The sequence below is a fragment of the Thalassotalea sediminis genome (assembly GCF_030295915.1).
GTDB lineage: Bacteria > Pseudomonadota > Gammaproteobacteria > Enterobacterales > Alteromonadaceae > Thalassotalea_C > Thalassotalea_C sediminis.
Genome location: NZ_AP027361.1, coordinates 1748580 through 1762886 on the forward strand (window position 1 = coordinate 1748580; position 14307 = coordinate 1762886).

Here is a 14307-nt window from a genome sequence, read left to right on the forward strand (position 1 = left end):
CATGCCAACACATTGCGTGTTAGGCGGGCGTTAGGTACCTCACGGATGAATCGAAAATCTGAAGCATTATTAATAGTTGCAAGTATTGGCGGAGGCTTTATGGGAGTTTCTATTGTACTTGCGGAGTTGTTAAAAGTTTCCTACTTCACGTTAGGACATTTTTTAATTTTTGGATCAGCGCTAGCTTTTTTTGGTTACTTTATTTATGCAGGCTTGGTTTTCGCGTCAAACAATGAAAATAATAAACACCTTAAAATTACCTTTTTACTCCAAATACCTTGGGTGTCCTCACCAATCTTAGTTTATAAAATTGCTGCTGGTTTCTCTTTATCAGGTCTTTTTCATGCGGGTGGTTTTAATTTTCTATACAATATGGGTAGTGACTTTAATTTTGGTATCTTTAATGGTCAATCGTGGGGGCTGGGTTTAAATATTGCTGCTGTTGGTTTATATTATTTAGCGTCTAACCAAGTCGCAACGGTACCTAACAAGAAAATAAACAAGGACACGTAACAGTTGGCTACGTTTCGCTTCGCTACACAATTTTAGCCAACCATTACTTAGCCTGTTATTTGGGCGTTAAGTTACCAAGGATAGTATGAGTTTAAATTCTATTTCGGTTAAAAAATTAGTTTTAGCATATTTTGCATGCATAATATTTTTCGCTGTTGTCTATTTTTATTGCTCACCTACAGCGTTGCAAAACTTCAACCAAGAGTTATCGCCAATAAACGCTCTATATTTTAGTATTGTTACAATAACAACCCTTGGCTATGGAGATATTCTTCCAACTTCTGAACCCATGCAATTAGTTATCTCGGTCCAAGCATTACTAGGGATTGTTATTCTAGGTATGCTCATTAACGCGGCTTGGTCAAACTATGCTGAAAAAGTTGAAAAGAAGACAGAAACTGCATTAAAACATCAAGCTCAATTAGAAAATGACCGAAAGCTAAAAGCCTATTCTAATGCTATTTCATGGGTATTTAACAACATGAGACATTCGTTTTTTGAAGTTACAACTCCTGTTGTAGATAGGGAAGGAGCATCATTGGAATTGAATCAAGATTTCAAGGAAAAAGATCTCGTCGGTATGTTTGATATCTCATTAAAATATAAGAATGGTTTTACCACTTCGATTGAAGCATTTTACAATAACGAAGATGAGCTTGTAAGCGAACTCAAATTTATATTAGCAAACTTTGATTTGGACCATCATCAAAGCTTGCAAAAATCGATAGTAGACTATATCGGTTTTTATTTCTCAGACCAGTCTAGAGGTGCGCTATTGTTACATAGTGCCAACTGCACAAATGGCAAAGACATAGAAACAATAAGGCAGTGCATAGAAAACCATGGAGATGGTGACCAATTCAAGGAAGGGTTTAGTAGTACTATTTTGAATCCAATACTCATCTTTTCACTAACGGTTAAAACAAAGTATAAACATCTGACGAGCATTAGTGATGAACTGCAAAATATAAGTTTAAAGGTAACTTAACAAACGCTTCAACCAAGGACGCAAAACAGCAGGCTTGCGCTCCTTCGTCGCTAATTTTAGCCTGCTATTTTGCGTCGGTTAAGCGAGGCGTTAAATTGCAAAGGAAGGTTCCGTGAAAGAAGTCCGATTAGATCCGTTTATGATATACGCAATGTACTCCTCTTATTTGAGTAACGATTGTATTCAAGAATCTTTGGTTAAAGAAACTGCAATTAAGCACTTACGGGATTTAATATCTAATTTTGATGACATTGATTTTAATTATACGAAAAGGCTTGGCCTAAAAAACTTAAATAACAATATAGATTGCCTAGAGTCAGAACTAGAAAATGATAGAGATGAATTGCTAAATAAACACTATAAGGAAATTAGGAATTCATTAAATGTCATTTCCGCTATTATTCAAGAAGAAATGAATGACTTTCCACTATTTACAACAGTAGATAATAAAAAATTCAAAATTTCTGATTTACAGTCAAACGCAAAGAGTATTGTTGGTGAAAGCACATTTAATAAATTGCCAACCTTGAGCCAAGTTGACTTTAAAGAAGGTTGCAAATGCCTCGCATTTGAATGCTATACAGCATCCGCATTTCATATTTTAAGGTCCGTAGAGGATTTATTAAAAAAAATTCATCTAGATAAACTAGATACAAATTGTGAAAACATGACATGGGGTAACTTAATTCATAGCCTGAAAGATAATAATTGCATCAGTGCAATGCAGTTTAAACATTTAGACTATATTAGAGATTTATATAGAAACCCTACGAATCACCCTGAAAAACAATACTCTTCTTCTGAGGCGGAAAATCTATTAGCATTATGCATAGAGGTTCTCAATGTTATGTCTGAGCTTCTAACTGAAGAGGATTAATGCAATTTAACAAGTTGCTTAAACGGACAAAAAACAGTTGACTTTTGCTCGTTCCTCGCTAATTTTAGCCAACAATTTTTTGCCGCTTATCGTGGCGTTATGTTTTAATCTAATATCGAGTGCATTTTACAAGGAGTTATTAATGTTTATTGTTTTACTTAAGTTTTCAGAGAACAAATCACAAGCTAGCGAATACATGGCAAGTCATAATGATTGGATAAAGAAGGGCTTCAATGATGGAATTTTCCTGTTAGTTGGTAGCCTTCAACCTGGCTTAGGTGGTTCAGTTATTGCGCACAATACATCAAAGGAAGCTTTAGAGGTTTTAGTTAATGCTGACCCTTTTGTAAAACATAATGTTGTATCTGCTGAAATTATAGAAATTGATCCGAAGAAAGCGGACGAGAGGTTAAGTTTTCTTGTTTCATAGGAGCTTAAAAACATAACAAGCACTTCAATAGGGACAAATAAAGCTTGGCTCCTGTCGCTGCGCTCCATATTATAGCCAAGCTAATTATTTGCCCATTAAGTGGGCTACATGGACTCCCCTTTGTCAAGCACAAGCAGTCTATGACAACAAGAAGATCTGACAGCAGCTCTACATTCGGCGTTTATTAGCTATATACGCTATCGCCCTGATGATTTGCGCTTGCGCATGGCCTCATTCGTTAAACAGTATTTAAATACTTCCCGACTAAACAGGCTTTAATGCGCTCGGTCTGACCGTGTTATCGTCAATTGCTAATGCTACGACTCGGTGGGGTTAACCGTTTGGTTTAACCTTTTCTATTTTACATAATCAATCTGATATTCTTTTTCTGAGTGTAATAATGCCCAAATTAATCGGGCATTTTTTGCCGCTAATGCCACGGTGGCACGCTTAAACCCTCGTCGCTCGATAAGGTCTTTTATCCATAAACTGGTTCTGTCAGTTTTGTGCCTGCAGTTAGCAATCACGGCTCGCGCGCCATGAATGAGTGAGGTGCGAATATGTTTTTCGCCACGTTTGGATATTCTTCCTAACTTTACCTGTCCACCTGTAGTGTATTGCTTTGGTACTAAACCAATCCATGCACTAAAGGCACGAGAGGTGTCGAAGTCTTTGGCATCACAGACAGTAGCAACTACCGCGGTTGCGGTCACTTCGCCGACACCAGGAATACTCATTAAGCGTTTAGCGGCATGCATTTGATGGGCTAATTGATACAGTTTTCTGTCATGTTTAAGGATTTGTTCGTTTAACCCTTTTATCTCTTGCCATAAATCATGCAATAGCTCTCTGGCGAGCATAGGTAAGCCGTTCTCTGCATCTTCTAAAATACTGGTGATAGCATGTTGTGCTGGGTATCTACCTTTAGGCATAACAATACCGAACTCAGCGAGTAAGCCTCTAAGGCGATTAATCAGTGCTGTTCTGTCTTTGATAGCCCCATGGCGAATACGATGTAAACACAATACGGCTTGTTGCTCTTCACTTTTAATACTCACAAACCGTGTTTTAGGACGTGTTACCGCTTCGCATATGGCTTCGGCGTCATTGGCATCATTTTTCTCATTTTGGCGATATGGGATAACAAACCTAGAGGCCATGATACGCACGTCATGACCAAGCTTAGTAAATTCTCTTGCCCAGTAATGAGCGCCAGAGCAAGCTTCCATGCCGATAATACATGGTGGCAATTTAGCAATTTCAGGTAACAATTTGTTTCGCTTAACAGTTTTACGTAATTTACACTTGTCATGAGCATCCACACCGTGGATACTAAACACAGATTTGGCTAAATCAACGCCAATTGCTTTAATTAGTGACATATGGACTCTCCTCAATTGAAGCTCTTTATCAACTTCACTATGGCACATTGATGCTGAGTGGGGAGTCCATATCATTCGTTATAAGGCTAATCAAACTCAGGTGATGCATGAATAAATCTAAGATTGCGCTATTTTTTTTAATCAATTCATTAAGTTGTTTTTACCAGCCTAGAGCGAACGCAATAGATGTCACAACTTATTCGCACTCATTGCTAAACGTTGGGTCAGGCCAACCCTCTATATCAGTTTGTGATTTTGATTCAGATGGCAATTTAGATGTTATTGTTGCAAATTACTCTGATAATAATATTATCACTTTTAAAGGGAATGGAAATGGTGATTTACTGGAGGTAGGTCGCTTCCCTGTTGGTGAAAACCCTACCGGCATAGCTGTTTCGGATATCAATGATGATGGAAATGTTGATGTCGCCATAGCTAATCATGAAACATCGTATGTTACCTTACTTTTTGGTGATGGAAAGGGCGGCTTTAAAACATCGTCTCATTCCGTTTTTAAAACCGATTTATCACCGCATCCACATCTCGTTCGATTAGAAGACCTAGATGGTGATAGTAAAATTGATCTCATTGTAGATAGCCGTATTCATAATGGATTACGTTTTTATAAAGGACACGCTAATGGACGATTCGAATCGGTAAGTACGCTTATTGACACTGGTGGAGATCCGTACAGAGGATTTGCCATTAATGATATAAACGCTGACGAGTTATTAGATATAGTGACACCGAACCAACGTGAAATAGGAATAGCTACTAACACTAGTTCAAATAAGCTGTCATTTAATTTGAAAACGCTTGCACCATATGATGCTCCATTTGCTGTTGAACTGGCTGAAATGAATGGTGATGGTAAGATAGATTTAATTGTTGCATCTAATGGTAGCTTAATCACTATAATCCCTGGTGATGGGATTGGAAATTTTCTAGAAAAAAATAAAACAGAAATCAAAACGGCAACAGGGGCAAAACAAATAGCCATTGGAGATATTGATGGCGACGGTCTTAAAGACGCATTGGTTAGTAATTGGTCTGGAGAATTATATGCTGTTTTTGGTGGAAAGACTAAAGTTGAAGCTTCTAGTTTCAAATTGCCAAGTATTCCAAATCCTTGGGGAGTTGCATTAGCTGATCTAAATGAAGATGGTAAAAGTGATCTTATAATAGCTGATGGTAATACTAAATTAGCGGCTGTGTATATCAGTAAAAAAGAGTGATAGTCGCCTTATAACAAGGGTTTTCAAGTCGGATTCATAATAGCTTGCTCGGTTCTGCTTCGCTTCACATTTTAGCAAGCTATTACTCACCGCTTAAAACGGCGTTATGTGTTTAAATGGAGTTGGGTATGATTTCACAAGTACTATTTATAATTGGAGCTTCAATCTTCGGTTTACTTGGTTTTATACATCTCTTTTATACTTTCTTCACTAACAAGTTTAATCCGTATCAATCTGATGTTATAGACGCTATGAATAGTACTTCACCTAGACTCACAAAAGAAACGACTATTTGGCGTGCATGGATAGGTTTCAATGCTAGCCATAGTTTAGGTGCAATAACTTTTGCTGCTATTTACATTCCTTTAGCTTTCTCACATTTTCAGTTTCTTTCTAGTCATAATTGGTTTGCTGTTTTACCTTCTATTGTTGGTTTTTCATATTTATTCTTAGCAAAAAACTATTGGTTTAAAATTCCATTTTTTGGCATCCTATGCTCAACACTATTTTTTGTTGGGGCTTTTGTGTTAATCAACACATAACAAGCCATTGCTGTGTGAGACTTTTAACAGTTGGCTCTCCTCACTACATTCGTTATTTTAGCCAACTATTAACAGCCCCTGAGGGCGTTATGTGTATGAAGGGAAGATAAACCAGATGAGTACATCAGGTTCTTGTTTATGTGGTGAGGTTAATTTCGAAATCCATGGCGACTTTGAAAGTTTCTATCTTTGCCATTGTAAGTATTGCCAAAAAGATACAGGCTCTACACATGCATCAAATTTATTTTCTTCTGTAGCAAAACTCGTTTGGGTAACTGGAAAAGATAAAATTAAGATTTATGAATTACCTTCAACGAGACATATAAAAAGTTTTTGTTCTAACTGTGGTTCGGCAGTACCAAGCTTGCAAATGGATGGTAAGCTGCTCGTTGTACCTGCTGGTAGTATCAATCAAGATATATCAATTAAACCCAATGCACATATCTTTATATCAAGTCGTGCAAACTGGGAGTGTGGCCTAGAAAAAATTCCATCATATGAAAAATTACCACAATAAACACATAACAAGTGCGTCAATAAGGACGCTCATTAATTCGTGCCTATTACACAGGCGTTATGTAAAAAGGAATTTTTAACAATGGCTCTGTTTTCGATTTCAATGGGAGTTATTTTCTTTTGTGTAGCTTTCGCTTGGTTTTTGTTCGTTATGCTAACTTCACAAACAGAAAGTTCTGGATTTGCCTTTAGGTTTATCTTGGGAGGCTTACCTGCGATACTTGGGATGGTTCTAGTAGTACCTAGTACGTTCTATAGAGTTGTTTTTGTTTTATTACAAAAGCCAGAGCAAACTTTAAAGGAAAAATTTATTTTATTTCTGGGGTTAGTAGTGAGTGTAATTTATTGTAGTGCTCTTTTAGGAGGCATTTTCATATAACAAGCCAAATTTAGAAATGGGGCTGCTAACAGCTTACTCGGTTCCGCTTCGCTGCACATTTTTGCAAGCTATTATCACCGCCTGAGTGGGGCGTTATAACTACTTGAATGTCAGTGAAAGTCTCCCCATATGTTTTTATAACGGGATGTTTGTTAGATGGAACTTTATGATTTTACTATTTTGATAGATCTTAATTTCCACTTTGCACTCATATTACTTGTCTTTCTTATAAGTCGAGGGCTGTATAGGCTAGTTGTGTGGAGTAAAAGAATGCCAAAAGGAGCATTTATATTTTTGGCAGTTTTTCCTATTTTGTTTGTATTTCCTATCCCTCCACAGGAGATTAAGAAGATAGAAAGAATAAAGCAGGAGCAATTAAAAGAAGAAGATGAGAATGGTGATCCCAAAGACAAAGAAAGCGGCGAAAGGTAGCTATAACAAGTTACTCAAAAGGACGTAAAACCCTTGGTTTGCGCTCCTTCCTCGCTAATTTTAGACAAGTATTTGTGCGCCCTATATGGCGGCGTTAGGCATATAAACAAGGATAGTGATAATTTGAAATTTATAAGTATTATTCTAATTTTTATTTTTTTGAATGGGTGTTCCACAACAAAAGTATATTTATATAAACGGTACTTATCAGATGAAGATGTGCTTTTAATCACTCAAAAACTAGAAGCATTAGATTATAAAGTTGAAAATAATACTCTTGCTTTTCCTGATGAAATTCAAAAGTCTACAATACTTTATTCACCTTTCGTTGAAGGTAAAGATAACCTAGATGATTTTATAAGCGTAATCAACCAACTTGGTTGGCCTGATGTAGACGTACAACCTCTTTTTAAAGGTAATCATTGGTATTCAAAAAACAGCATTGGGTTGTTTTTGATTACTGAGGGGATGGAGCAAAATGATAAAGTGCTCAGTCAAGATTTAGTTAATCAATATATGAGTGACAAATGTGATCTTTCAGCCAAACTAATACTTAACCAAGATAACACTTACCAAATATCCTACGAAAATGATCCTAATAATAAAACCGAACATAAAAGTGGTAAATGGGAGTTAACTGGTTACCCATATATTCAATTAACCTCATCAAATGGCTATTGGACTTTTTATTTTGAAATTCATAAAAACATCATCACTGATTTAATAGGTAAAGTAGAGTTGCTAGAGCTAAAACCATTAAGCTCACATAGTGTTTACCCACATTGCAGTTTTGTTTATGGAGTAAGAACATGACCTGCGACAAAGTATGCTTAATAAGCCACTCAAGCAGGAAAAAAAATAGTTGGTTTTGCTTCTACGTCGCTAATTTTAAACAACTATTTTTTGCCTATATTGCGGCGTTAGGCGATCAAAGCGTTTACCAATTACTTTATCTACTAGGACGAGAATGAAATGAACAGAAATCTAATTATTTATGTTTTTATTTTCTTGACTTTAACTTTTACATTTTCAGTTAAAGCTGAACCTTCATCTGATTTGATTAAAGCATTTATTTCGGCCTCTGAAAAAGCACGCCAGCCAGATTTTAAAGCCAAAGACTTAGAATATTATCTTTCTTTTTTTACGGATGACTTTACAGATCACCATATCGCATATGGAGTTTCTTTCACTGGAAAAGATAACCTGAGAAAAGGGATTATTGGAAAAAGTGCCTCAATGGTTTCAGTAGTTGAGACTATTGAAGATATTGTTTTAGGAACTGATACGGCCGTTGTGGTTGTAAACGAAGACTCTAAATATTATAAGAATGGTAAATTAAAACATTTTAAAGGAAGAAATATTCTTGTTTTAGAGTTTAACGATCAAGGCTTAATTACTCAAATGAGAAGGTATTTAGATTAATAGTTCGCCTAACAAGGCGTTTTAAAAAAGTTAGACACATAAAAGCTTGCTGTGCTTCTTCGTTGCCAATTTTAGCAAACTTTTATTTAGCCGCTTAACGCGGCGTTAGTAGCCTTAGGAGAATTAGATGTTAATTCGTACATTTGAGCCAGCAGACTATCCTTTTGTAAAAATAATTTATCAACAAGGAATTGATACTGGAAATGCAACATTTCAAATTACGGCTAAAAACTGGGAAGAGTGGAATGCCTCAATGCTATGTCATTCTCGAATCGTTGCAGTCGAAAATAACAGTATTTTAGGTTGGGCAGCTCTTTCTCCTGTATCAAGTCGAGAAGTCTATTCTGGTGTTGCAGAGGTTAGTGTTTATGTTGCGAAGTCTGCTCAAGGAAAAGGCGTAGGTCAGAAATTATTATCTAGTTTAATTAAGGAATCTGAGAAAAATAACATCTGGATGCTGCAAGCAGGTATTTTTCCTGAAAATATTGGAAGTCTACAACTTCACAAAAATAACGGTTTCCGTCAACTTGGCATTCGTGAAAAGCTTGGTAAAATGAATGGTGTTTGGCGAGATGTTGTGCTTATTGAAAGGCGAAGCAGTGTTGTAGGTGTATAGGTAATAACAAGCGCATTAAAAATGGACGTCTTACACTTGGCTGACGCTCATTCTTTGGTAATTTTTAGCCAAGCTTAATGCGCCCCATATGGCGGCGTTAAATGCTGAAAGGAGAGTCTGTGAAAATCTACGGAGATATTCAGTCTGGGAATTGCTACAAAATTAAGCTGCTATGCTCGTTACTGGGTGTTGAGCACGAATGGATTCATGTAGATATAATGGCAGGCGACACAACGAAATCTGAGTTTTTAAAGAAGAACCCTAGTGGGAAGATTCCTCTTCTTGAGTTAGAAGACGGGCGATGTCTGTCAGAGTCCAATGCCATACTCAATTATTTGTCTGTAGGGAGTGAGTTGCTTCCGTCAGACATCTTCAAACTTGCGAAAGTGCAGCAGTGGCAGTTTTTCGAGCAGTACAGCCACGAACCATATATAGCGGTTGCGCGCTTTATCGCTAAGTACCTTGGTTTACCTGACGAACGTAAGGCCGAGTATGAGGCTAAGCAGTCTGGGGGGCATAAGGCACTAGCAGTTATGGAGAATCAGCTTTCAACTTCTCCATATTTAGCTGGTGATTCCCTGACTACAGCAGATATCAGTCTATATGGGTACACCCATGTTGCTCATGAAGGTGGCTTTGATCTTAAAGCGTACCCGTCAGTCTTGGCATGGATTGACAGAATACAGAAAAATCAGAACTACATTGGTATGGTGTAGCGGGCGACATTTAACAAGTTGCTTCACCGGAAAAGTAACTCGCTGGCGCTTGCCATATTGCACCATCTATTAGCATTAAATGTAAGAGCACTACTATCTTTATGTTACAGCTATCAAACGTATTACCCTCATTCGATTTTGGGGCAGTTTTGGTGTATTGAAACTGTTCATTCTCTACAAGTGTAGAATATCTAAGTTATTGTCATTAATGAAAATGCAGGTAAACTATGCGCAATAACTCGCGCCTAAGTATATAACTAATTTCGAGCATCATATCTGCATCATATACTATTTTTACTTATATAAAGGTGTTTTACCTCAGCCAAATCAATTAAGGAAACCGCGTTCCAATGTTTAGGAAAAGCATTCGTCACCACTTACAAATTCTCTCATTAAGCACATTACTACTAACGATCGCACTGCCACAGATAAAAGCCGATGAAATAGACGAATTTCTGCTAGAGAAAATGCGCAGAGCCAATATCCCTGGGTTACAACTGGCAATCGTCAAAGACAATAAATTAATAAAAAAAGCTAGTTACGGTCTATCAAACTTGCAAGACCAAGTCACAGTAAAAAATCATACCCCTTTTCCTATTTTTTCAATGACCAAAGCTTTTACTGGTGTCGCCATTATGCAACTTGTCGCAGAGAACAAGTTATCTGTTAACGATCCTGTTTCAAAGCATTTAGATAACTTGCCGAAAGCATGGCAACCGTTAACTATCCGTCAACTGTTAAGCCATACCTCTGGGCTACCAAAAATATTAAATGGCCATTGGGTTGATTTGATTGCCAATGGTCAACCTGACCAAGCGTGGCAGGAGGTACTTACCTTACCGATGCGTTATAAAAGCAATACCAAGTTTGAATACAACCAAACAGGTTACATTTTGTTAGGTAAAATTATTGATAAATTATCGGGCCAGCCATTTACAGACTATATTCAGCAAAATCAGTTAGCTAAACTAGATATGCCAATTACTTCAGCGGCAGGATTTGGCCATACTGAAAACATAGTTCCCAATCAAGCTCGTCCTTACGTTGCAGGCAATCAAGGTGAGCTAAAGACATTACAAATTACTTTCGATCCATTTTTTAGAACTGCAGCTGGAATGAGTGCAACCGCGACAGAACTCGCGAATTACGTAATAGCGCTTCAACAACAAAAACTCCTTGATAAGGAACATCTTAAAGCGTTGTGGACACCTACACTTTTAGATAATGGTAAAACCGCAGGCTTTAGTAAATTAGAAAATGGCTATGCCCTTGGCTGGCAAACGATTGGACGAGTTCAGCATCCAGCTGTGAGTGCCAGTGGTGGTGACTCCAATTCGATGGTGATTTATCCTGACGATAACTTAGCCATTATTGTATTAACCAATAAATTAGGTAGCTTACCGATTTTCTTTATCGATGAGATTGCCGGCTTTTATTACCCAGAGATGAAGGCTGAAAATGGCTGGGGACTGTCAAAAGGGTTATTCACACTGTTCCAAGGAATGAAAAAACAGGGCTTTAACCAGGCCATTGTGCTAGCAGATAAAATAAAAGCAAGCGTTCAATTTGATGTACAAGAAATTAACCTTTTGGGTTATCGCTATGTGGCTAAAAATGAACTAGCAAAGGCTATAGAGATATTTAAGCTAAATGTTCATCTGTTTCCTGACAATGCCAATGCCTATGATAGCTTAGCTGAAACTTATGCTGCGCTTGGAAATATAACAGAAGCGATAATTAATTACGAAAAAGTACTCGAGTTATTACCGAACAATCAACATGCCCTTAAGCAGCTAGCTTGGTTGAAACAAAAAGTTAGTGAAGGGTAGGCGAAAAATAGAATAACAACACGCTGTTTTATGTCGCTAATGCAGCGTTTAATTAAGTTGGTTAAAGACGACGCAACTTTAGCTACCCGATAAGTTAGATCGCGGATGTGGGAAATACAGCTAACTAACGTATTGATATAGTAGTTAAGCTGTTAAAAATAAAATATAAAAAGTAACTAAAGCAGGAAAAATAGCAGTTGATTTTGGAGTATTGTCGCTTATTCTAACTAATATCTATAGCCTTTAAGCAGGATCTGAGCAGCAGGAGCAAGTTTTGAAAATAAGCGTAACAGAACTATTGACTTTACTTTGGTTGTTAGTGGCATTTGTAACATGGTTACTTACCCATTTGAAAACAAGAAAAGATCAAAAGGTGAGTAATACGGTGCAGGTTGTAAATAATCTCTCTATTGTTAGTCATTTACTCGATGCTGACTTGAAGATCAGAAATGAACTCAAAAAAAATAATGATTTTAAACCCAATGAGTTAAGTGAAGAGCTCGAAGAAAAGTTAATCATTATATTAGATTATTACGAATTTCTTGCGCGTCTCTATTGGGAAGGGGTCGCTGATAGAAAGTCGATTGAACATCTTAGAGGAAGGTTAATATTGGAGCTTTATAAAGCTTCTTCAAACTATATTAACTATTGGCGAGATAATTTGGGCAGAGACGACTTATATAAACAGCTTGAAAAATTGAGCAATGAGATCGCCGCTAACTAGCCAATAATTAAGACGCTATCATTAGGGCTTATGTTCTCAGTAGGAGTTTTTATGATTAGGGAAATCACAACATCAGATTTCGCTGCGTTTTGGCCAACATTTTCTGAGGTTATACAGGAGCAAGAAACCTATGCATTTGATCCTGATATGACGCAAGAACAGGCGTTCAATTTATGGTGTGAAACACCGCTTAAGGCTTATGCTTTTGTTGAAAATAACCAAGTGCTTGGTACTTATTATATTAAGCAAAATGCGATGGGCCCAAGTAGCCATATTTGCAATTGTGGTTACATGGTTTCAAATGAAGCAAGAGGCAAAGGCATTGCACGTAGCATGTGTGAGCATTCGCAAAGGAAAGCTATTGAACTTGGTTTTGATGCAATGCAATTTAATAGTGTAGTATCAACCAACAACGTTGCTATTAGACTATGGAAAAAGTTAGGTTTTTCGATCATAGGTACAATACCTAAGGCTTATAACCATCCACAATTAGGGCTTATTGATAGTTACATTATGTATAAATGGTTAGGAACTTCATAAACCCATTAGCAGCCTGAATTTTTAATATACCTGCCTTAACGTGCTTTATAAATTACTCAGGGATAGGAGTTATTATGCGAAAATATATCTTTTTAATCGGTGTTCTTTTTAGTTTGTCATTGTATGCTAAACAAGCAACAGATGATGATGCTATTGGTTTATCTACGTCTGAATTTCCTTGGCAACTGGTAATTGATAACGGGAAAATAATGGGGTGTATTTATAATAATAAATATTACTCTTTAGGCTCAATACTTATTACAGAGTTTTTACCGAGAAAATGCACGTTGAATTCTGCTAGAGAGGGCGTTTGGTCGAAGCTTACCGAAACTGAATTAGTCGCTTTTGAAGAGGCGCGTCGTGAAGCAGAAAATAAAAATAAAGCTGGCGGTTCAACCGCTATTGGCAACCAAGCGCTTAGTAAAGATGAAGCCATTATTATTCGTATGATCAGGCGTCAAATAAATAAACATGTTAGTAAGCAAAATAGACCGGATAATTAACAGTTGGATTTTGCACTGATGCTGTTTATTTTAACAAATAGTTAAAAGCTCTTTAATGGGCGCTAGGTTGAGAGGAAACATAATGTCGGATTCAACTAAATTAGCAAAGTTCACCGCATATTTGGCTATTTTTTTAGCGGCATTTTCAAGTGTCGATTTTATTATGGATTTTGTGAGATTTGACCTTGGGCTTGCTACCTTTAAAAGTGTTGGAATGTTGGCCTTATCAATTTTTCTATATTTATCGATTACCAAGCCTAAATTATTTAAAAAGAAGCCGTCAATCTAGATCGTGTTGAACGTTAAAAAGTGAGATAGGTTTAAATTAAATAAATAATTGTGTAATGAAATGCGAAAGTTAAAGACTAATACTTGCAATGGTCACTTTCAATGGAATATTTATGTCTCATTTGAAAAAAGCCCTTATCGTAGCGCTCATTATTATTGGGCTTGGAACAATAGCAAAAGGTTTTAATGAGCGTCGTCATATGGAAATGGCGCTGACTGAGTGTGGTTCACAAGACAATATTGCTAACGTTAATGCGAAAGGCTTTAAGTGTAAGAGTGCACCATAATAATTGCATGTGGGATTGTTAATAGGTTACTTGGTTTTAACACCATTAATAAAGTAAGCAAATTGGTTTTTTGCTCTATTCAATGGGC

At 36.9% G+C, this 14307-nt stretch carries 20 protein-coding genes; 19 read left to right on the forward strand and 1 reads right to left on the reverse strand.

The window, feature by feature from the left end; all coding sequences use genetic code 11:
• The first annotated feature begins 45 nt into the window (after nucleotides 1-45).
• From QUE09_RS07930 to QUE09_RS07945, 4 genes are all read left to right on the forward strand, one after another.
• Nucleotides 46-513, forward strand: a complete 468-nt coding sequence (locus QUE09_RS07930; protein WP_286235655.1) for a hypothetical protein — start codon at nucleotides 46-48, stop codon at nucleotides 511-513.
• 85 nt (nucleotides 514-598) lie between these two features.
• A complete protein-coding gene (locus QUE09_RS07935) occupies nucleotides 599-1501 on the forward strand; it encodes a potassium channel family protein (protein WP_286235656.1) in 903 nt (300 codons plus the stop codon).
• A gap of 112 nt (nucleotides 1502-1613) precedes the next feature.
• The gene (locus QUE09_RS07940; protein ID WP_286235657.1) at nucleotides 1614-2378 is read left to right on the forward strand and encodes a DUF4145 domain-containing protein; all 765 of its coding nucleotides are present in this window, start codon (nucleotides 1614-1616) and stop codon (nucleotides 2376-2378) included.
• Between the two features lie 142 nt (nucleotides 2379-2520).
• Nucleotides 2521-2808 carry a YciI family protein gene (locus tag QUE09_RS07945; RefSeq protein ID WP_286235658.1) on the forward strand — a complete coding sequence of 96 codons (288 nt, stop codon included), beginning with the start codon at nucleotides 2521-2523 and terminating at the stop codon, nucleotides 2806-2808.
• Nucleotides 2809-3164: 356 nt separating this feature from the next.
• Here QUE09_RS07945 and QUE09_RS07950 read toward each other — a convergent pair whose 3' ends face one another.
• Nucleotides 3165-4190, reverse strand: a complete 1026-nt coding sequence (locus QUE09_RS07950) for an IS110 family RNA-guided transposase (RefSeq protein WP_286235659.1) — start codon at nucleotides 4188-4190, stop codon at nucleotides 3165-3167.
• A gap of 107 nt (nucleotides 4191-4297) precedes the next feature.
• Between QUE09_RS07950 and QUE09_RS07955 the strand changes: the two genes are divergently transcribed.
• The 15 genes from QUE09_RS07955 to QUE09_RS08025 all read left to right on the forward strand — a co-directional run bounded on the left by QUE09_RS07955 (nucleotide 4298) and on the right by QUE09_RS08025 (nucleotide 14219).
• Entirely contained in the window at nucleotides 4298-5425 is a 1128-nt protein-coding gene (locus QUE09_RS07955) for an FG-GAP repeat domain-containing protein (RefSeq protein ID WP_286235660.1), read from the forward strand.
• A gap of 128 nt (nucleotides 5426-5553) precedes the next feature.
• Nucleotides 5554-5967, forward strand: coding sequence for an LIC_13387 family protein (locus QUE09_RS07960; protein WP_286235661.1), 414 nt, complete (start codon nucleotides 5554-5556; stop codon nucleotides 5965-5967).
• Nucleotides 5968-6082: 115 nt separating this feature from the next.
• Nucleotides 6083-6484 (forward strand): GFA family protein, encoded by a 402-nt coding sequence (locus QUE09_RS07965; RefSeq protein WP_286235662.1) that lies wholly within the window; start codon nucleotides 6083-6085, stop codon nucleotides 6482-6484.
• Nucleotides 6485-6523: 39 nt separating this feature from the next.
• Nucleotides 6524-6862 (forward strand): hypothetical protein, encoded by a 339-nt coding sequence (locus QUE09_RS07970; protein ID WP_286235663.1) that lies wholly within the window; start codon nucleotides 6524-6526, stop codon nucleotides 6860-6862.
• Between the two features lie 270 nt (nucleotides 6863-7132).
• Nucleotides 7133-7294: a hypothetical protein gene (locus QUE09_RS07975; RefSeq protein ID WP_286235664.1), complete on the forward strand. Its 162-nt coding sequence runs from the start codon at nucleotides 7133-7135 to the stop codon at nucleotides 7292-7294.
• Between the two features lie 123 nt (nucleotides 7295-7417).
• On the forward strand, nucleotides 7418-8107 hold the full coding sequence (locus QUE09_RS07980; protein WP_286235665.1) for a DUF5004 domain-containing protein: 690 nt from the start codon (nucleotides 7418-7420) through the stop codon (nucleotides 8105-8107).
• Between the two features lie 159 nt (nucleotides 8108-8266).
• Nucleotides 8267-8716, forward strand: a complete 450-nt coding sequence (locus tag QUE09_RS07985) for a nuclear transport factor 2 family protein (RefSeq protein ID WP_286235666.1) — start codon at nucleotides 8267-8269, stop codon at nucleotides 8714-8716.
• Nucleotides 8717-8843: 127 nt separating this feature from the next.
• On the forward strand, nucleotides 8844-9332 hold the full coding sequence (locus QUE09_RS07990; RefSeq protein WP_286235667.1) for a GNAT family N-acetyltransferase: 489 nt from the start codon (nucleotides 8844-8846) through the stop codon (nucleotides 9330-9332).
• A gap of 119 nt (nucleotides 9333-9451) precedes the next feature.
• Nucleotides 9452-10048: a glutathione S-transferase family protein gene (locus tag QUE09_RS07995; protein WP_286235668.1), complete on the forward strand. Its 597-nt coding sequence runs from the start codon at nucleotides 9452-9454 to the stop codon at nucleotides 10046-10048.
• A gap of 350 nt (nucleotides 10049-10398) precedes the next feature.
• Nucleotides 10399-11877: a serine hydrolase gene (locus QUE09_RS08000; protein ID WP_286235669.1), complete on the forward strand. Its 1479-nt coding sequence runs from the start codon at nucleotides 10399-10401 to the stop codon at nucleotides 11875-11877.
• Nucleotides 11878-12151: 274 nt separating this feature from the next.
• The gene (locus QUE09_RS08005) at nucleotides 12152-12601 is read left to right on the forward strand and encodes a DUF4760 domain-containing protein (protein WP_286235670.1); all 450 of its coding nucleotides are present in this window, start codon (nucleotides 12152-12154) and stop codon (nucleotides 12599-12601) included.
• 51 nt (nucleotides 12602-12652) lie between these two features.
• Nucleotides 12653-13141 (forward strand): GNAT family N-acetyltransferase, encoded by a 489-nt coding sequence (locus tag QUE09_RS08010; protein WP_286235671.1) that lies wholly within the window; start codon nucleotides 12653-12655, stop codon nucleotides 13139-13141.
• Between the two features lie 74 nt (nucleotides 13142-13215).
• Nucleotides 13216-13644, forward strand: coding sequence for a hypothetical protein (locus tag QUE09_RS08015; RefSeq protein WP_286235672.1), 429 nt, complete (start codon nucleotides 13216-13218; stop codon nucleotides 13642-13644).
• 82 nt (nucleotides 13645-13726) lie between these two features.
• A complete protein-coding gene (locus QUE09_RS08020; RefSeq protein WP_286235673.1) occupies nucleotides 13727-13933 on the forward strand; it encodes a hypothetical protein in 207 nt (68 codons plus the stop codon).
• 112 nt (nucleotides 13934-14045) lie between these two features.
• Nucleotides 14046-14219 (forward strand): hypothetical protein, encoded by a 174-nt coding sequence (locus QUE09_RS08025; protein WP_286235674.1) that lies wholly within the window; start codon nucleotides 14046-14048, stop codon nucleotides 14217-14219.
• Nucleotides 14220-14307: the final 88 nt, after the last annotated feature.